Annotated in this window: 16 protein-coding genes; all 16 read right to left on the bottom strand. The window is 72.0% G+C overall.

Annotated features, from left to right (window positions below):
* Window positions 1-5 precede the first annotated feature (5 nt).
* The 16 genes from PV341_RS15845 to PV341_RS15770 all read right to left on the bottom strand — a co-directional run bounded on the left by PV341_RS15845 (window position 6) and on the right by PV341_RS15770 (window position 22,227).
* Window positions 6-1,289 (bottom strand): DUF4910 domain-containing protein, encoded by a 1,284-nt coding sequence (locus tag PV341_RS15845; RefSeq protein WP_500321892.1) that lies wholly within the window; start codon window positions 1,287-1,289, stop codon window positions 6-8.
* Entirely contained in the window at window positions 1,277-2,302 is a 1,026-nt protein-coding gene (locus PV341_RS15840; protein WP_500321890.1) for an NAD-dependent epimerase/dehydratase family protein, read from the bottom strand. The genes PV341_RS15845 and PV341_RS15840 overlap by 13 nt, the downstream gene beginning before the upstream one ends.
* A gap of 3 nt (window positions 2,303-2,305) precedes the next feature.
* Window positions 2,306-2,953: a PIG-L deacetylase family protein gene (locus PV341_RS15835; RefSeq protein WP_500321888.1), complete on the bottom strand. Its 648-nt coding sequence runs from the start codon at window positions 2,951-2,953 to the stop codon at window positions 2,306-2,308.
* Window positions 2,950-3,744 carry a sugar phosphate nucleotidyltransferase gene (locus PV341_RS15830; protein WP_500321887.1) on the bottom strand — a complete coding sequence of 265 codons (795 nt, stop codon included), beginning with the start codon at window positions 3,742-3,744 and terminating at the stop codon, window positions 2,950-2,952. The genes PV341_RS15835 and PV341_RS15830 overlap by 4 nt, the downstream gene beginning before the upstream one ends.
* The gene (locus PV341_RS15825; protein WP_500321885.1) at window positions 3,741-4,976 is read right to left on the bottom strand and encodes a class I SAM-dependent methyltransferase; all 1,236 of its coding nucleotides are present in this window, start codon (window positions 4,974-4,976) and stop codon (window positions 3,741-3,743) included. Before PV341_RS15825 ends, PV341_RS15830 begins: the two co-directional genes overlap by 4 nt.
* Complete coding sequence (locus PV341_RS15820) at window positions 4,973-6,250, bottom strand: glycosyltransferase family 4 protein (RefSeq protein WP_500321884.1); 1,278 nt, start codon at window positions 6,248-6,250, stop codon at window positions 4,973-4,975. The genes PV341_RS15825 and PV341_RS15820 overlap by 4 nt, the downstream gene beginning before the upstream one ends.
* 2 nt (window positions 6,251-6,252) lie before the next feature.
* A complete protein-coding gene (locus PV341_RS15815; RefSeq protein WP_500321882.1) occupies window positions 6,253-7,557 on the bottom strand; it encodes an O-antigen ligase domain-containing protein in 1,305 nt (434 codons plus the stop codon).
* Between the two features lies 1 nt (window position 7,558).
* Window positions 7,559-9,100, bottom strand: coding sequence for a right-handed parallel beta-helix repeat-containing protein (locus PV341_RS15810; protein ID WP_500321880.1), 1,542 nt, complete (start codon window positions 9,098-9,100; stop codon window positions 7,559-7,561).
* 8 nt (window positions 9,101-9,108) lie between these two features.
* On the bottom strand, window positions 9,109-11,070 hold the full coding sequence (locus PV341_RS15805; RefSeq protein ID WP_500358143.1) for an alginate lyase family protein: 1,962 nt from the start codon (window positions 11,068-11,070) through the stop codon (window positions 9,109-9,111).
* Entirely contained in the window at window positions 11,067-13,247 is a 2,181-nt protein-coding gene (locus tag PV341_RS15800) for a bi-domain-containing oxidoreductase (protein WP_500358141.1), read from the bottom strand. Before PV341_RS15800 ends, PV341_RS15805 begins: the two co-directional genes overlap by 4 nt.
* Window positions 13,248-13,276: 29 nt before the next feature.
* A complete protein-coding gene (asnB, locus tag PV341_RS15795; protein WP_500358140.1) occupies window positions 13,277-15,211 on the bottom strand; it encodes an asparagine synthase (glutamine-hydrolyzing) in 1,935 nt (644 codons plus the stop codon).
* A 2-nt stretch (window positions 15,212-15,213) separates the two neighbouring features.
* Window positions 15,214-16,743 (bottom strand): Wzz/FepE/Etk N-terminal domain-containing protein, encoded by a 1,530-nt coding sequence (locus tag PV341_RS15790; protein WP_500321875.1) that lies wholly within the window; start codon window positions 16,741-16,743, stop codon window positions 15,214-15,216.
* Window positions 16,740-18,107 carry a YveK family protein gene (locus tag PV341_RS15785; RefSeq protein ID WP_500321874.1) on the bottom strand — a complete coding sequence of 456 codons (1,368 nt, stop codon included), beginning with the start codon at window positions 18,105-18,107 and terminating at the stop codon, window positions 16,740-16,742. The genes PV341_RS15790 and PV341_RS15785 overlap by 4 nt, the downstream gene beginning before the upstream one ends.
* Window positions 18,104-19,369, bottom strand: coding sequence for a glycosyltransferase family 4 protein (locus PV341_RS15780; RefSeq protein ID WP_500321873.1), 1,266 nt, complete (start codon window positions 19,367-19,369; stop codon window positions 18,104-18,106). The genes PV341_RS15785 and PV341_RS15780 overlap by 4 nt, the downstream gene beginning before the upstream one ends.
* Window positions 19,359-20,675: a nucleotide sugar dehydrogenase gene (locus tag PV341_RS15775; protein WP_500321871.1), complete on the bottom strand. Its 1,317-nt coding sequence runs from the start codon at window positions 20,673-20,675 to the stop codon at window positions 19,359-19,361. Before PV341_RS15775 ends, PV341_RS15780 begins: the two co-directional genes overlap by 11 nt.
* A 73-nt stretch (window positions 20,676-20,748) precedes the next feature.
* Window positions 20,749-22,227 (bottom strand): sugar transferase, encoded by a 1,479-nt coding sequence (locus tag PV341_RS15770; protein WP_500321869.1) that lies wholly within the window; start codon window positions 22,225-22,227, stop codon window positions 20,749-20,751.
* Window positions 22,228-22,287 lie beyond the last annotated feature (60 nt).

Here is a 22,287-nt window from a genome sequence, read left to right as displayed (position 1 = left end):
CGGTGTCATGCCTTGATCAGCCCGGCGTCGTGCAGGGCGCCGGCCGCGGCGGCGACGGTGTCGAACGGCAGCCCGGACCGTTCGGCGACGTCCAGCAGACTGCGCTCGCCGTCGGAGAGGCTGAGCACCCAGAGCATGGCCATCTGGGCCTGCTGCGCGTCGCTGCGGCCGCCGAGCGAGTCGTACAACCCGCGCCGGCCCAGCTGTGGCTCGCCGTAGGGGCTGAGGTTGACGTACCGCCGGTTGCGGTCGAGCACGGCGAACGCCTCGCGGCAGACCGCGAGGGTGTCCGCCATCGCCTGCGGGGAGACGAAGTCCGGGTTGTCCGCCGAGGTGTGGTATTCGGGGTAGCCGGCGTACGGGGTCCGGCTGAGCGATCCCACGCCGAGGTCGAACCCGGGCGAGCAGTACTGCCGCTCGTCGTAGCCGTACGGGGTGAACTCCTTGACGTGGTGCGGCCGTTCGGAGGTGGTCAGGACATGTCGCATCACCCGGTCGATCTCCGCGTCACCGCGTCTGCTCTGCTTGTACGTCAGCCGGCCCGGGTCCCCGGCGCAGGCCAGTACGAGCCCGTGCTTGACCCGGTCCACCCGCTCCGCGTTGCGGGCCAGCCAGGTGATCGCCCCGATGGTGCCGGGCGCGTAGATGAACCGGTAGGTGTAGTACGGCGTCTCCTGTGCCAGCGCGCGGGCCAGGAACGTCGCCACCGCGATGCCGGCCAGGTTGTCGTTGGCCAGCGACGGGTGGCAGACGTGGCAGGAGACGATCACCTCGTCGGGGACCTGCCCGGGGACCACGTGCTCGGCGTAGGTGAGGTGACCGTCCGCGAGCGTGGAGTCGATACGGACCTCGTACTCGCCGTCTGGCAGCGCGTCCAGGGTCTCCTGCGCCAGGCAGAATCCCCATTCCGGCTTGTAGTAGCTGGTGCGGTACGGCACCCAGGCCGGGTGCTCCGGCAGGGTGTGCAGATGCGACCGCAGCTCGGCCAGCGGCATGGTCGCCGACACCGGCACGCTGTAGCCGAGCACGTGCAGGCTCGACGCGGCGAAGTCGACGACCCGGTTGCCGCCGGCGTCGGCGACGTACGCGTCACGGATGTTCCACTCCTGCGGCACCGTCCAGTCGAGCACCTGCGTGCCGGTCGGCACCTCGTGCACCTGCAGCGGGACGTACTCGCCGACGATCTCCAGGGTGGCGCGCACACCGTCGCCGGTGATGCTCCGGCACAGCGGGTACAGCCGCTCCACCAGCGCGTGCATCTCCTCGCCGACTGCGGTCATCGGCGCCACCGCAGGGTGTCGTCGACCTCGCCGGCGTCGGACGCCGCGCGCAGCACGGCGAGCCGGGTGAAGCGCTGCTCGAAGTCCTCCCGGGTCAGGTCGAACTTCCGGTAGGCGTCGGCGAGTTCGAGCGCGCCCTGCTTGACCGTCCACTCGCAGTCGAATCCGGGGATCGCGGCGCGGAACCGGGAGAAGTCCACCCGGTACGACCGCGGATCGGCACCGGTCTCGCCCGTGATCACCACCTTCGCGCCGGACACCGCCTCGGCGACCTGCCCGGCGATCTCGGCGACCGTGACGTTGTTGACCTCGCTGCCGATGTTGAACGCGCGGTCGTGCACCGCCTCGCGCGACGCGGTCAGCGCGGCCGTGAAGGCCCGTGCGATGTCGGCGGCGTGCACCAGCGGGCGCCAGGGGGTGCCGTCGGAGAGCACGAGGACCTCGCCGGACAGGAGCGCGTGGCCCACCAGGTTGTTCAGCACGATGTCGGCGCGCAGCCGGGGCGAGTAGCCGAAGGCGGTGGCGTTGCGCATGAACACCGGGGTGAAGTCGCCGTCGGCCAGCTCGTGCAGGTCGTCCTCCACGCGCACCTTGGACTCCGCGTACGGCGTCACCGGGCGCAGCGGGGCGTCCTCGGTCACCAGGTCGCCGCCGCCGGCGGCGCCGTAGACGGAGCAGGTCGACGCGTACAGGAAGCGCCGCACCCCGGCGTCGCGGGCCAGCCGGGCCAGGTGCACGGAGGCCTGGTGGTTGATGTCGTAGGTGAGTTCCGGCGCCAGCGACCCCAGCGGGTCGTTGGAGAGCGCGGCCAGGTGGATCACGGCGTCCACCCCGGCCACGTGATCGGCCGTGACGTCGCGCAGGTCCACCCGGTGCCCCGGCGGGTCCGCGGGCGCCGGGCCCAGCACGCAGTCGGCGAACAGGCCGGCGTCCAGACCGACGACCTCGTGCCCGGCGGCCGCCAGGACCGGGGCCATCACGGTGCCCAGGTAGCCCTGGTGTCCGGTCAGCAGTACGCGCAAGGTTCATTCCCCCAGGTCGAGAGTGAGTTTGGTGACGGCGAACGCCTCGGCGTAGCGCGCGTGGCATTCGATGCCGCGGATCCGCGCAAGGCCGAGGAAGGCCTCCCGGTCGTACCAGGGCCGGTGCCGCTGCGAGGGGTAGTGCTCCTGCAGCAGCCGCACCTTCTGCTCGGCGGTCTCCGGCGACAGCGGCTGGTACGCCGACGGTCGGCCGAGGTCGCCGTCCCACTTGACGATCTCGTAGCCGAGCACGAGGTGGTCGCGGAACGCGGTGGGCAGCAACTGTGCCAGGCCGCGGTGGTCCTGGTGCGCGTCATCGGTACGCGGCGCGAGGATCAGGTCCGGCTCGGTCCGCTCGCGCAGCTCCTCGACCGCGGCCTTGGCCTCCTCCCAGTGCGCGGGCAGCCGGCCGTCCGGCAGCTTGAGCACGGTCAGCCGCACGTCGGCACCGGGGCAGAAGGCGGCGAGCGCGGCCTGCTCCTCCTGCTCCCGCTCGCTGCCGCCGCCGGAGAGCACCAGCGCGTCGACGCGGACGCCCGGCCGCGCGCGGCACAGGGTCAGCAGCGTGCCGCCGGCGCCGATGGCGATGTCGTCGCAGTGCGCACCCACCGCGACGATCCGGTCCGGGCGCCCCGCGCTGAGCCGGATCATGCGGTCCTCGTTCCGGCGCCCTGTTCCCACACGGCCCAGGGACGGTCGCCCCTGGCGTAGGCGTCGTCGAGCGCGGCCCGCTCCTTCACGGTGTCCGTCGGCTTCCAGAAGCCGCGGTGCCGGTGTGCCACCAGCCGGCCGCGCTTGGCCAGTTGGGCGCATCCGTCGGCGACCAGGTCCCCGTTCTCCGGTATGTGGTCGAAGACCTCCTGGCGGAGCACGAAGTAGCCGCCGTTCTCCCACATCGGCAGGTCGCTCACCGCGGTGATGCCCCCCACCAGACCGTCCTCGCCCAACTCCACGCAGTGGAACGAGGACTGGGGTGGCACCACCATCATCGACGCCCCTGCGTCACGCCCGGCGAACCGGTCGATCATCTCCGGCAGAGGGGCGTCGGTGAGCACGTCGGCGTAGTTGGCCAGGAACATCTCGTCACCGTCCAGGTGGTGCCGCACCCGGCGCAGCCGCTCACCGATCGGGGACTCGATGCCGGTCTGCGCGAACGTGATCGTCCAGTCGGCGATGTCGGTGGACAGCAGCTCGGTCTTGCCGCCCCGCAGCACGAAGTCGTTGGACGTCGTCTCCTCGTAATTGAGGAAGAAGTTCTTGATGTGGTGCGCCCCGTACCCGAGGCACAGGATGAACTCCTTGTGCCCGAAGTGCGCGTAGTAGCGCATGACGTGCCAGATCAGCGGACGCGGGCCGACCATCGCCATCGGCTTGGGCACGTCGTCGGAGACGCCGTTGCGCATCCGCATCCCGTAACCGCCGCAGAACAGGACGACCTTCATGACTCGACCTCGACAATGCTCAGTTCCGGGATGGGAAAGACAAGGCGGCCGCCCCAGTCGTGCACGAAGGACAGCTGTTCGACCAGCTCGGCCCGCAGGTTCCACGGGAGGACGAGGACGTAGTCGGGTTCGTCGGCGGCTATCTGCTCGGGCGGCAGGATCGGGATGCGGGTGCCCGGGGTGAACCTGCCGTGCTTGTAGGGGTTGCGGTCGACCGTGTACGCGAGCAGGTCGGGCCGGATGCCGCAGTGGTTGAGCAGGGTGTTGCCCTTGCCCGGGGCGCCGTAGCCGACGACCGTCTCGCCGCGTTCGGCCGCCTCGATGAGGAACCGCAGGAGGTCCCGGCGCACCTTGGCCACCCGAGCGGAGAACTCGGTGTACCCCGACAGCTCCTGCAGCCCGGCGGCCTTCTCCCGGGCCAGTACGTCGGCCACCTGCTGCGCCGGCTCGCCGGCCACCTCGGACGGCCGGGCCCACAGCCGGATCGAGCCGCCGTGCGTGGGCAGCAGCTCGACGTCCACGAGCGTGAGCCCGCCGCTGGCCAGCGCCCGGATCGCGGACGCGACCGTGTAGTACTGGAAGTGCTCGTGGTAGATCGTGTCGTACTGGTTCTCCTCGATCAGGGTCAGCAGGTGCTGCACCTCGATGGAGACCCAGCCGTCGTCGGCGACCAGGGCGCGCAGCCCCTGGGTGAACCCGACGACGTCGGGGATGTGGGCGTACACGTTGTTGGCCACGACCAGGTCCGCCGGGCCGTGCTCCGCGCGGACGGCCGCGCCGGTCTCCGGGCTCAGGAACTCCGTGAGCGTGGGCACACCCGCGTCCCGCGCCGCGCCGCCGACGTTCACCGACGGCTCGATGCCGAGGCAGCGGATCCCCCGGTCCACCACGTGCTTCAGCAGGTACCCGTCGTTGCTCGCGACCTCGACCACGAAGGCTTCGGGGCCGAGACCCAGCCGCTGCACGGCACCGGCGACGAACGTGCGCGCGTGCTCCACCCAGGAGGTGGAGTAGGAGGAGAAGTACGCGTACTCCTTGAACGTCTCCTCCGGCGTGATCAGCGGCGGGATCTGCGCGAGCCAGCAGTCGGTGCAGACCCGCAGGTGCAGCGGGTACGCCGGTTCCGGTCCGTCGAGTTGGTCCGCGGCGAGGAAGCTCTCGCACGGCGGGGTCGCCCCCAGGTCGACGACGCTCGCCAGCGCCGTCGAGCCGCAGAGTCGGCATCGTGTCATCTACTGCCCCCATCCCTGCCCGCGCGGGTGTCCCCTCCGCGAGCCAGCGTTTCCGTTCCTACCGGCGGCACGTCGTCCCCGCCGCCGGACCGACCCGCGATCGCGGCTCGGTACCCCTCCACCAGACGCTCCAGCCCGACGGCCGGACTGAAACCCTGCTCGTAACGGCGCCGGGCCGCCCGGCCCATCTCCCGGTTGCCGGCCGGATCGGCCGTGATCCGGCGCAGGCACGACGCGAGCGCGGCGGCCTCGCCCGGCTGGTGCAGCAGACCGGTCACCCCGTCCTCGACGAGTTCGACGAAGGCGCCGTGACGGGCCGCGACGGTCGGGACCCCCGCCGCCATGGCTTCCGCGACCACCAGGCCGAACGTCTCCAGGGCCATCGAGGGAGCCACCACGGCGACCGACCGCGCGACGGCCTGCCGGCACTCTGCCGGGTCGAGCAGGCCGACGTACCGCACGTCGTCCCGGCCCGCCGCCCAGGCGGTCACGTCTCGCTCCAGCGGCCCCGCGCCGGCGATCATGAGCGGTACGCCCACACCGCCGCTCGCTGCGATCTCGTCCCACGCGGCCATGAGCAGGGGCACGCCCTTGCTCTCCGCAAGCCGGCCGAGGAAGAGCAGTTGCTCGCCGACGCCGGCTCGGCAGGCGCCCGGGTCGGGCACGAAGTTGTGCTTCACCGCCAGCCGCTCGGGCGGCATGCCGGACCGCACCAGGACGTCGCGCTGGGCCGCGGAGATGCAGAAGAACCGGTCCACGCCGGACCACCACCGCCGCCGGTTGACCGACAGGCTGACCGCGAGCGGCACCGTCGCCAGCCGGGAGTTCCGGTAGCAGCCGTGCCGGACGGCGGGCAGCGGCGCCGCCGACCCGACGCACTCGGTGCACAGCCGGCCGTCCCGCTGCAGCGTGCCGGGCGGGCAGACCTGGGTGTAGTTGTGCAACGTGGCGACGGTGGGCACGCCGGCGTCGGCGCAGGCGGCCAGCACCGCGGGCGACAGGAGCGGGAAGACGTTGTGGACGTGCACCACGTCCGGCCGCTCGGTGCGGAGCCGGCCGGCGAGCTCCGCGCGGGCCGCCGGATTCCACGGCACCAGCAGCGGCACCGCGGCCTTGCGCAGCAGGGACCAGGCGGCGATGTCGTCGCTGCGGCGCTCGAACACCTCGACCCGGTGGCCGGCTTCGCGCAGCAGCCCCACCTCCTCATCGACGACCCTGTTCTCCCCGCTCGGCTGCGCCGAGGAGTAGCGGTTGTGCACCACGAGGACGTGCATGGTCAGGTCACCTCCCGATCCCGCGCCCAGCGCGGGATACGTCGCCGGGGGACAGCGGGCGTCGTCAGGGGCGTGGCCGCGGCAGGTGCCGCCAGCAGCGAGGCGGCCAGGGCCAGATGCAGCAGGTACGGCGAGGCGTCGCCCAGCCCGGCCTCGGTGTACGACGAGATCGCGACGTAGCTGATCAGGAAGATCGCGCAGGCCCTCGGCAGCGACGGTGGCCGCAGCAACGCGACACCGCCCAGCACGAGGATGAAGGCCGCCACGAGGGTGACGCCGATCAGACCCTGCTCGTTGTAAACGGCCAGCCAGCTGTTGTCGATCGGCAGCCCGCCGAACGACTTGTCGCCCAGACCCGTGCCGAACAACTTCTCCGCGGTCGTCCGGGGCGCTGCCAGCAGGGCGTCCCAGACCTTGGCCCGACCGGTGAGACTGGTGAAGTTCTCCTGGCTCTGTCCACGCAGGAACCACGCCCGTAGCGCGGAGGCGAACCCCACCGCGGCCACCGTGACGCACAGCACCGCCCAGGCGAAGAACCGGCGGGCGGCGGCGCTGGTCAGGACGAGCGAGCCGATCGCCAACGCCAACCCGAGGAGCAGGCCGGCCGTGGCCGTCCGCGTATGGGTCAACGCGAGCAGGACGAGTGACGGCACGATGATCACCGCCGCGCCTGCCCTGTCGGTCCGGCGGCCGATCAGGAGCAGCACGGTGAGCCCGATGATCACCGCGGCGTACTGCCCGATCTGCGGCGGCGTGAGCGGCCACAACGCGCCGACCAGTCGCCCGCCGTAGAGCTCGGGCATGGCCGCACCCGGGGAGATGACCAGGCCGGCCATCACCAACGCGAGCACCGCGAAGTACATCCGGATGTGGTACCGGACGAACGTCAGGCTGCCGTCCCACCAGCGGCTGAGCAGCCACAGTGTGCCGACGAAGAGAGCGAGCCGGGCGCAGCGGAACAGCGCGCCGAACCCTGACTCCAGGTCCGCGCTGGAGATCACGCTCGGCACCAGCAGCAGGGTGAGCAGGAGCACGAAGGCGCTGGGCCGGATGCGCAGCCGGAGATTGAGCGTGAGCGCCAGCGCGAACGCGGCGACCAGCGCACCCATGGTGGCCATCTGGATGAGGGAGCGGGGCAGCGGGACGATGGTCTTCGCCCCGGCGGAGCCGAGCGTGTTGAGGACCAGCAGCCCCCAGACCACCCCGACGGTCTTCGGCGTGCCGGAAGGGTGCGGTTCGGCGCCGGGCCGCGTGCCCGCCGCGGCCGGTCCGCCCGGCGGCCGACCGGGCGTCATGTCCCCGCCCATCTCAACCACCGGCCCGTGGGCGGAAGGTACTGCCCGTGTCCTGCCGGTACGGCGTGCCCTGCCACTGCAGGACGTCGAGCGTCCGGCTCGGGTCGTGGACGACGAAGCTCCACGGCCCGACGTAGACGTTGTCGTGCCAGCGGTTGTGCTGCTTGTTGGTGATCGCCTCGGCCACCCGATCGCCGTGGTACGGCGACCAGTCCGGATAGGTGCCGTAGTTGGACAGCACCGCCATGCGGCCGCACTGCACCGTGCACCCGACGACGGACGCGTCCAGCATGAAGCGGTTGTCGTGGATGTCCACCCGCTGGGTCTTCCACCGGCAGTCGTCGTAGAGCGGTGCGGTGGCGATCGCCGGACGCGCGCAGCGGTCGATGTCCGGCACCAGCAAGGTGCATTCACCGGCCGAGGTGTTGGCCGGGCTGTTGCAGAACCGGTCGGCGTTCTCCCACAGGGTGATCCCGGACCAGTTGTCCGTCAGGACGTTCCGATAGATTTCGATCTTGTCCGTGCGGGCCCGGATCCGTGGCTCGCCGCCGGACTCGGACAGGTAGATGGTCGCGAACGGGAAGCTGTCGCCGGCCTCAGCGGACGTGCGGCCCTCGACCCAGTTGTTCCGCCGGATCGTGTTGTTCCGGATGACCGCGTTGTAGCTGGTCTCGTAGATCAGCGCGGCACCGTCGTTGGCCTCGAGCAGGTTGTTCTCGATGCGGAAGTCGTTGTTGTTGTTGTCCGCCCACAACCCGGCGCCGCGGTTGTCGTGCACCCAGTTGCCGCGGACTTCGGCGCCGTTGACGGCCCAGAACTTGATGCCACCGGTGCAGCCGCAGCCGGGCCGCTGCTTCTCCCAGTCGTCGGTGTTGTTGCCCACGATCTCGTTGCCCTCGACCACCAGGTCGCGGATGGTGTCCCCGGTCTTGTACGCGTTCATTCCGTATTGCCCGTTGTCGCGCAGGCAATTGGCCCGGACCTGTTGGCGGGCACCGGCCATCAGCCCGGCGCCGGAGTTGTTCTGGATCGTCGCGTGCTCGATCACCCAACCGTCGGCCATGTCGTGGTTGACCACGCCTTCGTCGTGCGGCGCGACGAAACGCTGCACGGTCAGATGGCTGATGGTGACGTCGGGGGCAGTGCCGCTGAACGCGTAGTTGTTGGTCTTCCGGCCGTCGAGCACCGCGCCCGGCGCGCCGAGGTAGCGGTTCCCCTTCTTGGCGATGACCTGGGCGTAGCGGCCCTTGTCGAGCGTGTGCGTGCCCGGTCGAAGCCAGAACGTGGTGCCCGGAGGGCTGTTCTCGGTCTTCTCGGCCAGGTCGCCGACCACCCCGGGGTCGACCGTCACCGCGCCCGCCGGCGCTTTCGCCGGCCCGGCCGCGGGCTTGGCGCACACCCGGGCCACGGACGTGGAGGGCGCTCCGGACGTGGAGGGCGCACGCGTCGGCTCCGCCCGGGCGTCGTCCGGCGTGCTCGTACAGGCGGTCGCCGCCAGCAGGGCCAGTGCCAGCGGTGCCGCCGGCCACGCCCTGTGCCTCCACTTGAATCCCACGCGTCCCCCTAGCCGCGGAACGTGAGTACGGTGGTGAACTCCCCGGACAGCTCCGTGCCGTCCGCGGAGCCGGTGCCGACCAGCGTCGTGGCGGGTTCCTTGCGCCCGAAGCCGGCGGAGTACCAGCCCAGGGGCGGGTCGCTCTCCCCGCGATGTGCCCGCCAGCGCAGTTGCCCGGGCAGGTCGAGCACCGCGGAGCGGTCCTCGCCGTCCCGGGTCCAGGTGAGCACCGCCCGGTTCCCCACCAGGTCCGCGGCGATCGCCGGGCCGAGGTGGAACGCCAACTGCACGGCCCGGCGCGGGCCGCGCACCTCGTCGACCACCCGCAGCTCCCGGCTCGCGGCGGTCAGCTCCACCCGGCGGCGGTGCACGGAGCGCTGGTAACCGTCGTGCTCCGCGCACCAGCGGACCGTCCCCCCTTCCGAGGCGCCCGACGTGTCCGCGACCAGGACGCGGCTGCGGGCGTGCCGGGTCCACAGGAACGGGCCCCCGGAGACGGACTGGTCGCCGCCGTCCAGCTGCAGGGTGTTGTGGCCGAGGGTCGAGCGGAAGTACCGCCGCCACTCGGGCTGCCCGTGGTAGCAGAACGTCCCGGGGTCGGCGAGCACGTCGACCCCGTCGTGCCGGACCTCGACGGACAGCGCGTCCGCGTGGGCGTGCGCGGCGATGGACAGGAAGCCGTGCGGACCACCGTCGCAGCGGCACCAGATCTCCCCCGGACCGCGCAGGATCGTGAGCCCCGCGTCGGCGAGGTGGTCCGGTCGGCTTGCCGGGCGGGTCGCGGCCGGTGCGCCGGGCCGGATGAGCGCGGCCAGCAGCGGGGTGCGTACGTCGGCGCCGGTCACCGCAGGCCACCAGGCCAGCCGGCCGAACACGGCCTCCCCGGTCGCCAGCAGCGAGGCCCAGCGGTCGGTGCCCACGCCGTCCACGACCAGACCGTGGCCGTCGTCCGCGTCCCCCTGACGCGGCGGCCGCAGCCGGCTGTCCACGACGGCCGCGAGCGCGTCGGTCATCCGCAGCAATACCAGCCGGATCGACGCGGGGACCGGCACGCCGGCGGCGTCCGCCTCGGCCACCGCGGCCAGGCCGAGCTCCAGCACGAGTCCGTGGTACTCGGTGGCCAGCTCGCGGTTGAGGCCGGACTCGAAGGTGTTGTTCCGCAGGTGCCGTTCCAGCGACCGCACCGCGCCGGCCCGCCAGCGCGCCGAGGCGGGGAACCACCCGAACGCGCAGGCCGCGGCGAGCTGCCCGGCGGCCTCGGCGATGACGTGGTTGTTCGCAGAGGACCCCCGGCTGGGGAAGGCGGCCAGCCAGCGCTGGTGGTGCCAGATCTGCCGGAGCGCCACAGGGTTGTCCTCGAACAGCCCGGCCGCGCCCGGCCAGCCGTCGAGCAGCCGGCGGATCCACACCCAGGACAGCAGCCGGATGCCCAGCTCGATGCCGCTGATCCAGTGCACCGAGCGCAGCGGCGGGTTGGCCGCCCACCACGACCGCAGGTGCTCGGCCACCCGCTCGGCGTACCGGTCGTTCCCGGTGATCGCGTAGGCGACGGCGAGCACGGTCAGGTACTGGTGCCGGGAAGGCTCCCAGATCTGCTTGATGTCCCCGACCGCGTCCTCGTTCCGGTACGGCACGTCGAAGGCGTAACCCGCCGGGGCCCGGAGCCCGGTCTTCGGGTCGTACCACCAGTCCGGGTCGGCGAGGTCGTCGCGTTCCACCCCGAAGAACTCGGCGTGCCCGTCCATCAGCCGGTCCGCCTGGGCGATGAGCCGCTTCGCCGCGTCCGGTGGCACCGCGGCGATCGTCCCGGCGGGCAGGACCGCGGTGAACCGGGCGCCGGTCACGCCCGGGCCGTCGGGCAGCGCCGACCGCCACCGCCGTCTGCGCACCGCGTCGCCCACCCGGCCGCCGACCTCACGCGGTCCCATCCGGGACAGCCGCCGCAGGTACCAGCCCGCGGTCATGGTCATCGCGCCCTCGCCAACGTCACCGGCGCGCCGCCGGCCAGGCCGGCCTGCACGGCGAGGGTGGCCGCCGTGGTGGCGACCAGCGACTCCAGCGGCACCGGCATCGGTCCGCCGGTCCGCACGGCCTTGACGAACGCGGCAAGCTCGGCGGACTGGCCCTTGTCCCGGGCCTTGGGCAGCCGCGAACTGACCCACCGCTTGCGGCCGTAGACCGAGGCACGGACGAAGTCGTCGAGCCGCAGCACCCTGCCGTCCGCGACGAGGTCCAGCGTCTCCTTGGGGAATCCGGGCGCGCCGGTGGTGACGTAGCTGATGGTGGCGGTGGACCCGTCCGGGTAGTGCAGCATGACCTGCAGGTCCTCGTTGCCGGAGGTGGCGACCGCGTACACCGACACCGGGTCGGCGTCGAGCAGCCAGCTCGCCGTGTCGATGAAGTGCCCGCCCTCGCCGGCGAAGCGCGAGCCCTCGGTGCCCTGCTGGAGGTACCAGCTCCCGTGCTGCAGCCGGCCCGCGTTGACCAGGTAGCGCAGGCTCGCCGGACCGGTCCGGGCGCCGAACCGCTTCTTGGCGTCCTGCAGCAGCGGCGCGAACCGGCGGTTGAAGCCCACCTGCAGCCGGTCGTTGCCGGATTCCTCGACCGCCGCGAGCACGCCCGCCAGCTCGTCCTCGGTGAGTGCCAACGGCTTCTCCACGAACACCGTCTTGCCGGCCAGCAGCGCCCTCCGGGTCAGTTCGGCGTGCGAGCTGTGCCGGGTGACGACGAACACCGCGTCGATGGACGTGTCGCCGAGGACGGCGTCGAGATCGGTGGTGGCCTGCGCGAAGCCGAACTTCCGCTGCGCGTTGGCCGCGGACAGCGCCGTCGTGGTGACGACCGTGGACAGCTCGACGCCGTCGCGCTGTGCCAGGTGCGGCAGCAGCATCGACGTCGCGTAGTTCCCCGCACCGACGAACGCGAGCCGCACCGGCGTCGTGGCGGACCGGGCCGGGGTGGGGACTCCTGCCTCGCGTCGCACCGCGGGCACGGCCACCTCCGGGGCCTGCGCCTCTCCCGCGTGTTCTGGGTAGCGGAACAGCACGGCCACGGCCTTCAGGTCGCCGTCCTTCAGGCTCCGGTACGTCTCGACGGCGTCATCGAAGTCGGCGACGTGGGAGACCAGGGGCTCCACGTCGACGGCGCCGCGGGCGAGGAGATCGAGGAAGCAGGCCAGGTTGCGGCGCTCGGTCCAGCGCACGTAGCCGATCGGGTAGTCCCGCCCCTCGAGCTCGTACTCCGGGTCGTAGCGCCCGGGACCGTAGGAGCGGGAGAACCGGACGTCGAGCTCCTTCTCGTAGTACGCGTTCCACGGCAGGTCCAGACGGCACTTGCCGATGTCGACGACCCGGCCGCGGTCCCGGCTCAGCCGCGCGGCCAGCTCGACGGGCTGGTTGCTGCCGCCGCCGGCGGCCAGGTACACCTGGTCCACCCCGTGACCGCCGGTGAGTTCGGCGACGGCGGCTTCCACGGCCGCGGACGAGGGATCGCCGCAGGCCGCGGCGCCCAGGCGCTCGGCGAGATCGCAGCGCACCGGGTCGGGGTCGACCCCGACGACGCGCACCCCCGAGGCGGTCAGGAGCTGCACCACCAGCTGCCCGATCAGCCCGAGGCCGATGACCAGCGCCACCTCGCCGAGCTGCGGCTCGCCTTGGCGGACGCCCTGCATCGCGATCGACCCGACGGTGCCGAAGGCCGCGTGCCGCGGCGCGAGGCCGTCCGGCACCGGGCTGTAGAGGTTCTTGGGAACCCAGTTCAGCTCGGCGTGCAGCGCGTGCTCGTTACCGGCGCAGGCCACGAGGTCGCCGACCTTCACGTCGTCGATCCCGCTGCCGACCTGCTCGACCACCCCGCACAGCGAGTAGCCCAGCGGGGTGTAGGAGTCCAGCTTGCCCATCACCTTGCGGTAGGTGGCGGGCACCCCGTTGGTGGCCACGCTCTGCATGACCTTGGCCACCTGGTCCGGTCGCGAGCGGGCCTTGCCCAGCATCGACATGCCCGCCTCGGACACCTTCATGAGCTCGGTCCCGGTGGAGATCAGCGAGTAGGCGGTCCTGACCAGCACACCGCCCGGCTTGCACCCCGGCTCCGGCACGTCGAGCACCGCCAGCTCGCCGCTCTTGTAGTTCTGCACAACCTGCTTCACCCGAAGTCCCCTTGTTTCTACGCCGTCTTCTACGCCGCCGAGCGAGCGTCCTGGCCGGACCCGGAGGTCGCGTCGCGGTACCAGTACTCGAGGGTCAGTACATGCCACAGATGCTTGGAGAAGTCCCGCTGTCCGGCGGCGTCCTCGGCGACCATGCGGGCCAGCGCGTCGCGGCGCAGGAACCCGGAACTGACGAGCACGCCGTCGTTCACCACCTCGCGCACCAGCGGTGCCAGGTCCCGGCTCATCCACGCGCGCAGCGGGGCGCTGAACAGGCCCTTGGGCCGGTACACGATCTCCCGGGGCAGGATCGAGGTGGCCGCCTCCTTGAGGACGGCCTTGCCCTGCCGTCCGACGATCTTGCGGTCGCCGGGCACGGCGAACGCCGCCCTGACCACCTCGACGTCCACGTACGGCACCCGCACCTCGGTCGAGGCGGCCATGCTCGACCGGTCCGTGTAGGTGAGGTTCAGGCCCGGCAGGAACATCCGGGCGTCGCCCAGGCACATGCGGTTGACGAAGTCGTCCAGGTCGTTGTCCTGGTAGACGTCCGCGTGCTCGGTCAGCACGTCCTCGACCGCCCCGGCCAGGTCCGGATCGACCAGGGCGAGCAGCTCTTCCTGGTCGTACATGGTGTAGCTGCGCCGGAACGCGGTCTCCTCCGGCAGATCGGCGAAGGACAGGAACCGCTTCGCGAAGCGCACCGACCGGTACCCCCGGCGGGCCGTTGCGACCGGCAGCCGGTCCACGGCCCTGGACAGACCGCGCCGCACGGACCGCGGGACGCGCTGGTAGCGCAGCGCGATCACGTTGGCCAGGTGCTTGCGGTAACCGGCGAACAGCTCGTCGGCGCCCATCCCCGAGAGCATCACCTTGACCCCGGCCTCCCGGGCGGCCGAGCAGATCAGGAACGTGTTGATCGCGGCGGGGTCGCCGATCGGCTCGTCCAGGTGGTGGGTCATCCGCGGCAGCAGGTCGAGCACGTTCGGAGCGATCTCGATCTCGTGCAGGTCGACGCCGAACCGCTCGGCCACCTGCCGGGCGTAGCGCAGGTCGTCCGGCATCGCCTCGAACCTGGCGTCCTCGGCGCGGAACCCGATCGTGTAAGCGGAGATCCCGGGGCGGTCGCGGGCGGCCAGCGCGGTCAGGTAGCTCGAGTCCAGCCCGCCGGACAGGAAGGTCGCCACGGGTACGTCGGAGAGCAGGTGGCGCCGGGTCGACTCCTCGACGACGGCGGCGATGTCCGGCTGCTCGCCGCTCAGGGCCCGCTCCCGTCCCTCGGCGGCGACGTCCTTCAGGTTCCAGAACCGGCCGCGCTCCACGCGGCCGTCGGGCCGGCACCGCAGCCAGGTCCCCGGCGGCAGCTTCTCCGCTTCGCGGAACGCGCACCGCGAGTCCGGCACCCAGTAGTACAGCAGCGAGGCCACCAGCGCCGCAGGGTCCACCTGCAGCGACCCGCCGGTCACGGCGGCGAGCGCCTTGAGCTCGGAGGCGAACACCAGACCCTCGCCGCGCCGGAGCAGGAACAGCGGCTTGATGCCGAGCTGGTCGCGGGCGAGCACCAGTTCGCCGGTTCGCTCGTCGAAGATCCCGAACGCGAACATGCCGCGCAGCCGGGGCAGGCAGTCCGTGCCCCAGCGCCGCCAGGCCTCCAGCAGGACCTCGGTGTCGGAGGTACCGCGGAAGCGCACTCCGGCGGCCGCCAGCTCGGCACGCAGCTCGGGCGCGTTGTACAGCTCGCCGTTGTACGTCAGGACCAGGCCGTCCGAGACCATCGGCTGGGCGCCGGTCTCGGACAGGTCGATGATGGCCAGCCGGCGGTGCCCGAGGTGCACTTCGCCGTCACCGACGGGATGGCCGTACCGGCCCGCCCCGTCCGGACCGCGGTGGGCGAGGGTGTCGGTGAGCCGGTCGGCCACGGCCTTCCCGTCCGGCCATCGGTAGGTGCCTGCGATGCCACACATGTCTAGCGCGCCTCCTGGTCGCTGTCCGGGACCCGTGCGGCCCACGACGGCTGCTTCGGCCGCGGCTGGCCCGTCCCGCTCTGCCGGGCCAGCCGCTCGTTGTGGCCGCGCAGCGCGGTGTGCAGCCCGTCCCACAGCGTGCCGTCGGTCCGGTCACGCGGATCGGGGTCGATCAGCACCACACCGATCACCGGGATGCGCAGGTCCGCGAGCTGCCGCGCCACGGTGTGCAGCCATGCGGCGCTGCCGTGCCCGGCACGCACGACGAGCACCGTCTGGGTGCCGAGGTACTGGAGGTCGGTCCACGCCGTGCCGGGCGCGACCGAGCCGACGCCGAGCCGGCGCACCTCGTGCGAGACGGTCGCGGCACGCTCGCCGCCGACCACGGGCGGGTCTCCCGGCTTCCGGCGGCGGTCGGCGAGGTGCCGGCCGGGCAGACCGTCGATGATCACCACGGGCTCCTCCGCCGCCAGTGCGCCGGCGAGGTCCAGGGCGATCACGCTCGCGCCGCGTGCGCAGCCCAGTTCCAGCAGCGACACCGGTTCCGCGGCGCCGCGTACGGTGCGGGCCAGGGTCGCGGTGAGCCGTTCGCGTGCCGCCCGGGTCCGTCGGCGCTGCCACCGCCCGGCCGACCGGCGGCGGGGCGTGCGGCGCAGTTCCGCTATGACCGAGGCGCCCAGGTTCGCCGCGATCTCCCGGCGCAGCACGGGGCGGTCCGCCACCACCGCGCCGACCGCGGCCAGCGCGAGCCCGAGCACGAGCCCGAGGCCGAGTCCGATCGCGGAGTTGGTGGCAGCGGCCTTGGGCAGGGAGTGCTGCACCGTGCGCGGGGCGTCCACGATCTGCGTGCCGGCGATGAGCTGGGGCGTGCCGATGCCCGCTTCCGCGGCGCGCTGGTCGAAATCGGCGATGCGCGAGGTGAGTTCGGCCCGGCGGGCGAAGAGCGACTCGAGGTTCGCCGACGCGTTCGGGTCGCTCTCCGGCGGCCCTTCGCCGATCGACTTGTTGACCCGGGCGAGTTCGTCCCGCATGCGGTCACGCTGGTCGAGCAGGGTCTTGGCCTCGGCGTTCGCGGCCTTCTGTATCCGCTTGACATGGTCGGCGACGAAGGCGTCGGCCAGTGCCTTGGCACGGGCCACGGCCTCCGCGTCGCTGTCACCCGTCACGTTGATCTGCAGCAGGTTGTTGGTCAAACCGATGCCCCGGTAGTCCCGCATGAAGTGTTCCGGGTCTTCCGAGGAGTTCAGCGACCGCAGCGCCTCACCGGCGATCTGCGTGGTCTCCAGCAGCGCGGCGTCGGTGCGGATCAGGGTTCCGGGGTCGTTCGGCTGGTCCGCCTGGTGGGCGACCAGCACCGTGGTCACCGCGGTCGGCTGCGGCGGCAGCAGGACCGCGGCCCCCGCGCCGGCCAGCAACCCCAGCAGCGCCACGGAACACCACAGGCGGCGGCGCCTGCGTACCGCCACCACCAGCGCCTGCAGGTCCAGCAGCGGAGCGGCTGCCGACGACTGCGAAGTCGTGCTCGTCGTCACACCGAACCTCCCATCGCGTCGACGCCCACCGCGATCGCCGGCGTGGCGCCATCCGGAGGAGGGGCGGCAGACCGTGTCCGACGGTCCCTGACCCCGCCGGCGACGACGATGCCGACGACCGGATGGCGGGCGTCCGCGCATGCCTCGCCGATGCCGGCGAGCTCCCCTGCCGTCCAACTGCCCGCGCTGAGCACGACCAGGACACCGGACTCGGTGTCGCGGTCCGGCACCAACGGCCGGGACACCGAAACCCCCACCACCCGCAGCAGCGGATCGCTCCCGGCCTCGGCGACGAGTTGTTCGGCGGCCCGGCGGGCGGTCCCGTCACCGTCCGGGACGACCACCAGCAGCCGCCGGGGGGCCGGCAGTTGGTCCCGGAGACGAGCGCACACCCGGCCGTAGCGGATCTTCCTGCTGGCCTCGTCACCGGACGCGTGCAGGGCCGGCACGTCCCACCGGGTGTCGACACCCAGCAGCCGGCGGATCAGGGTCCGCGCGCCACGGCCTTCCGGCCGGTGCGCGCGCCGTCCATCAGGTACGTCGACGGTACCCAGCAGCGCCGAGCCCAGCGCCGCGGCGATCTCGGGCTCAGTGCGCGGTCGGCGACTCATCCGTGCGGCGACGAGATGACCGATGACCGCGAACAGGAGGAACAGCAGCGCCCCGGTGACGATGAACTGCGTCCTGGTCGGTGGTGCCTCGCCGATCGGCCGGGCCGCCGCCCCCATGACGACCATGTTGGCCTTGTTGGTCGCCGGATCGGTCTGGTCCAGCTTGTCCATGGCCTGCTCCAGCGTCGTGCGCAGCTTCTCGAGCTCGGTGCGGGCCTGCACGCTCTCCACGGTCCGGCCCGGATCGGCCGCCTTGGCCAGGTCGGTGATGCGGCGGCTGGTCTGCTCCATCAGCTCCCGCAGCGCCTCGGGATTCGCCGACCCCTCGGGATCGGTGGTGTCGCCCACGACCCGTGCGGCGAAGGTGACGTACTGCTGGGCCACCTCGTCGGAGAGCCGCTGAGCGCGCTCCGGGGTCTCGGCCGTGCCCGAGATCTTGATGATGTTCCCGTCGGTGGCCTTGGCGCTCACCCGGTCTCGCAGTTCGGCGCCGCCGACCCCGGCCCAGTCGAGCGTGGCGGCCGACCGGTCGAGCACCACCGAACTGGTCGCGATCTCCGACTGGGTCAGCAGCTCGCGCTCCTCCCACGCCCCCGGCAGCAGTACCGATGCCGACGTCGTGTACCGCGGTGGGAACAGCGAGGAGGCGCCGTAGCCGACGAGCCCGCCCACCACGGCGAGGGCGGCGAGCAGCCGCCAGCGCCGACGGATCATCCGCCCGATCATGGCCAGGCGTATCGTGTCATCGCTCAACGGGGCGGCCTTTTCTCTGTCGGAACCGGTTCGCCCGCCGACGCCGGAGCCCGGTCACGACAGGCGGCGGCGTAGGCGGCGAGGAGCGACCGCTGCGAGGTGCGCCAGGAGAGCTGCCCGGTGATCCGCTCCTGGCCGATCTTGCCCATCCGGGCCCGCTCCTCCGGATCGTCCAGCAGCTGTGCGATGAGCCCCGCGAATGCGGCCTCGTCGTTGGCGGGCGCGTAGACGGCCGCGTCACCGGCCGAGACCCGTGCCTCCCGGAGGTCGAACGAGACGATCGGCCGCCCCATCACCATGTACTCCAGGACCTTGTTCATGGTCGACACGTCGTTGAGCGGATTGCGCGGGTCGGGGGAGAGGCACACGTCCGCGGTCGACAGGTAGCGCACCAGGTCGGCGTCCGGAATGCGCCCGGTGAACTGCACCTGGTCCGAGAGCCCGAGCCGCCGGGACAGCTCCACCATCGCGTCGAAGGCGTCCCCGGCGCCGACGAACACCGCGTGCCAGTCGCTCCGCCCGAGCTCGTCGCGCAGCTTCGCCAGGGCCCGCAAGGCGTAGTCGACGCCGTCCTGCGGGCCCATGACACCGAGGTAGCACAGCAGATGAGGCTTGCCGCGCTTCAGCTCCGGCTCCGGCGGTACCGGGTGGAAACGGTCGACGTCGGGCGCGCTGCGCACCACGAAGACGTCCTCCGGCCGCTTGCCGCCACGGCGCAGCGCGACGTCCCGGTAGCTCTCGTTCGTGGCGAGCACGACGTCCGCGGCCCGGTAGGTCCGCCGTTCCAGCGCGCACACCGCGCGGTAGAGGAGGTCCTTCCCGCGGTCGAACCGGGACAGGTACAGCTCGGGTACCAGGTCGTGCTGGTCGAAGACGAACCGCGCGCCGCGCCGCTTCAGCCACAGTGCCGGCAGGAACAGCAGGTCGGGCGGGTTGCAGGCGTGGACCACGTCGACCGGGCCGACCTTGCGGGCCAGGCGGAACGTATGCCACAACGCCGATCCGTACTCGCTGAGGTAGCCGGCCGGCCCTCCGGTGGCCGCGCGCAACGGGTAGCGGTGGATCCGCACCCCGTCGATCTCCGCCTCCGGCTCCGTGTCCCGCTTGCTCCCGCGGGGACAGATGACGTGCACCTCCCAGCCCGCGTCGCGCAGCGTCGTGCACTCCTGCCACACCCGCCGGTCGAACGGCACCGACAGGTTCTCCACCAGGATCAGCGCGCGCCGGTCCGGCCGGTCGCCGCTGGTCGTGTCACCAAGCAAGGCCTATGTACCCCGGTTCGGCCCGGCGCGCCTCGGCGTCGGGGAGGCGGATGAGGTCGACGATCACCGGGCCGTCGCCATGGGGCAGCGCCGACAGCACGGCAGGGTCCTTGGTCCCGACCAGGACCACCTCGGCGTGCTCGAGCACCTCGCCGACGGAGTCCCCGAGCAGCTGCGCCAGGTGCGGCAGCCGGGTCTCGATGTACTCGCGGTTCGCGCCCATCAGCCGGGAGAGGCTCACGTTGGCGTCGTGGATGCGCAGGTCGTACCCCTTGCCGAAGAGCCTCTCCGCCAGCTCGACGAGCGGGCTCTCGCGGAGGTCGTCGGTGCCGGGTTTGAAGGACAACCCGAACAGGCCCACCCGGCGCTTGCCGGTGCGCTCGACCAGCTCCACCGCGCGCTGCAGATGTTCGGAGTTGGAGGTCAGCACGTTGGCGAGGATCGGTACCGAGACGTCGGCCCGCTGCGCGGCGTGGACCAGGCTGCGCAGGTCCTTGGGCAGGCAGGAGCCGCCGAAGGCGAAGCCGGGCCGCAGGTAGGCGGGGCTGATGTTCAGCTTGCGGTCGGCCAGGAACACGTCCATCACCTGGTGCGAGTCCACCCCGAGCGCCTGGCACACCGCACCCAGCTCGTTCGCGAAGCCGATCTTGAGGCCGTGGAACGCGTTGTCCGCGTATTTGATCGCCTCGGCCGTCGGGACCGGCACCCGGAACACCTCGCCCGGCAAGCCGTCGTACAGTGCCGCCACCACGTCGCCGCTCGCCGGGTCGAGCTCGCCGATGACGGTCTTGGGCGGGTCGAAGAAGTCCCGCACGCTCGTGCCCTCGCGCAGGAACTCCGGGTTGACCGCGACCCCGATGTCCACCCCGGCGGTGCCGCCGACGTACTTCTCCAGGATCGGCACCAGCAGGTTCAGGCAGGTGCCCGGGAGCATGGTGCTGCGGAACACGACGGTGTGCCGTCCGCCCCGCTCGGCCAGCGCGGCGCCGATCTGCTCGGTGACCCGCTCCAAGTACGTGGTGCACAGGCTGCCGTTGGGTTCCGACGGTGTGCCCACGCAGATCAGTGACACCTCGCTGTCCATGATCGCCTCGCGGACGTCGCCGGTGGCGCGCAGCGCTCCGGTCCGCACGACCTCGGCGGTGAGCTCGCCGATCCGCTCCTCGACCACCGGGGCCTTGCCGTCGTTGACCAGGTCGACCTTCACCGGGTTCACGTCCACCCCGATGACCTCGTGACCCATGCTGGCCAGGCACGCGGCCGACACGCAGCCCACGTAGCCGAGCCCGAAAACGCTGACCCTCATGACCCGTTCCTCCCCCCAGGCAGGCTCTCCCGGCCTGCGATCCTCGCGCCGGCCGGACGGCGACCTCCGCGCATCAGTAGGCCCCCTGCCCGTGGAGCACCGCACGGAGCGTCTTCCACAAGATCACCGTGTCCAGGGCGAGCGACCAGTCCTCCACGTACCGCAGGTCCAGCCGGACCGCCTCGTCCCACGGCAGGTCGCTGCGTCCGCTGATCTGCCACAGGCCGGTGAGCCCGGGCTTGACCAGCAGCCGCCGCCGGATGTCCGGGCCGTACGCGGCGGACTCCTCCGGCAACGGAGGCCGCGGACCGACGAGCGACATCGAGCCGGTGAGCACGTTGAAGAGCTGTGGGAGCTCGTCGATCGAGTACCGGCGCAGCACCGCTCCCACCCGGGTCACCCGCGGATCCCGGCGGAGCTTGAACAGCAGGCCGGCGCCCTCGTTGCGGTCGGCCAGCTCGGCACGTGCCCTGTCGGCCCCGGAGACCATGGTGCGGAACTTGAAGATGGTGAACTCGCGTCCGTCCTTGCCGACCCTGCGCTGGCGGTAGAACGCCCCACCCGGACTGTCCGCCAGCACGAGCAGCCCGACGAACACCATCAGCGGCGCGAACAGCACCAGCAGGACCGCCGCCCCCAGCCGGTCGACGACCTCCTTGACCGCGCGGCGGCCCCCGGTGAAGGTCGGCATGCTGAGCCGCAGCAGCGGTATCCCCAGCACCGCGTCGACGTGCAGCCGCGGGCCGGCCACCTCCATCAGCACGGGGGCCACGACCATCTCGGCGTCGCTGCCCTCGAGGTTCCAGGCAAGCCGCTGCAGCCGGTCCGGTGACCAGTGCGGGTCCGGTGTGACCGCGACGACACGGTAGCCGTTGCGGCGGACGTGGCCCGCGACGTCGGTCAGCCGGCCGACGACCGGCACCCCGTCCACGTGGTCACCGTCGAGCCCGGGAGCGTCCGTCGTGCACACGGCCTCCACCTGCCAGCCGAGGTGCGGGAACTTGCGGATCCGGGTGATCAGGTCGCGCACGGTGGCCGGGCTCCCGGCAGCGAGCACCGGCCGCAGGCACCGCCCTTCCTTCCGCTGCTTGTGCAGCCACAGGCGCAGCAGGTACCGCTCGGTCATGGTGACGAGTGCGATCGCCGGGATCGCGACGAAGATCCAGAGCTTGATGTTGCGCGAGGTGACGGCGACCCCGCCGAGCGCCAGCACGACGGCCGCCGTGCACAGTGAGCGTCCGAGCCGGCGGAACTCCTCGGCGCCCTGGCCGAGCACGGCCGGAGCCCACGAGCGGCTCACCGCAAGCGTCCCCAGCACCAGCAACTCGGTGCCGAAGGCGAGGATCCCCCACTTCTCGTGCCAGTTGGCCGCGTCCCGGACCCCGAAGAAACTGCCGATCGCGGCCACCACGAAGGCGGTGGCCACCGTGTCGCTGGTGATCACGGCACGGCGGTACCGCTGCTCCCATTCGATTGCGGGCCGGCTGATCGCGCCGTTCCCCAGATGCTCGCGTGCCGACGGAAACGGGCTGACTAGTCCCCCATGCCGCACAGAACCCCCCAGGTCCCCAGTGGTTCGACGTGTTCGCCCAACACGGTCCCTCCCCCCGGG

It is taken from the genome of Streptomyces sp. PA03-1a (assembly GCF_033792805.1).
Classification (GTDB): domain Bacteria; phylum Actinomycetota; class Actinomycetes; order Streptomycetales; family Streptomycetaceae; genus Actinacidiphila.
Note: the sequence above shows the minus strand (reverse complement) of the source record. Positions and strands in the feature narration are given on the sequence as shown.

Bases quoted from the DNA above. Each gene is read 5' to 3' on its own strand.
- PV341_RS15835 (WP_500321888.1), bottom strand. From the start codon at position 2,953: ATGATCCGGCTCAGCGCGGGGCGCCCGGACCGGATCGTCGCGGTGGGT.
- PV341_RS15830 (WP_500321887.1), bottom strand. From the start codon at position 3,744: ATGAAGGTCGTCCTGTTCTGCGGCGGTTACGGGATGCGGATGCGCAAC.
- PV341_RS15825 (WP_500321885.1), bottom strand. From the start codon at position 4,976: ATGACACGATGCCGACTCTGCGGCTCGACGGCGCTGGCGAGCGTCGTC.
- PV341_RS15820 (WP_500321884.1), bottom strand. From the start codon at position 6,250: ATGCACGTCCTCGTGGTGCACAACCGCTACTCCTCGGCGCAGCCGAGC.
- PV341_RS15815 (WP_500321882.1), bottom strand. From the start codon at position 7,557: ATGGGCGGGGACATGACGCCCGGTCGGCCGCCGGGCGGACCGGCCGCG.
- PV341_RS15805 (WP_500358143.1), bottom strand. From the start codon at position 11,070: ATGACCATGACCGCGGGCTGGTACCTGCGGCGGCTGTCCCGGATGGGA.
- asnB (WP_500358140.1), bottom strand. From the start codon at position 15,211: ATGTGTGGCATCGCAGGCACCTACCGATGGCCGGACGGGAAGGCCGTG.
- PV341_RS15775 (WP_500321871.1), bottom strand. From the start codon at position 20,675: ATGAGGGTCAGCGTTTTCGGGCTCGGCTACGTGGGCTGCGTGTCGGCC.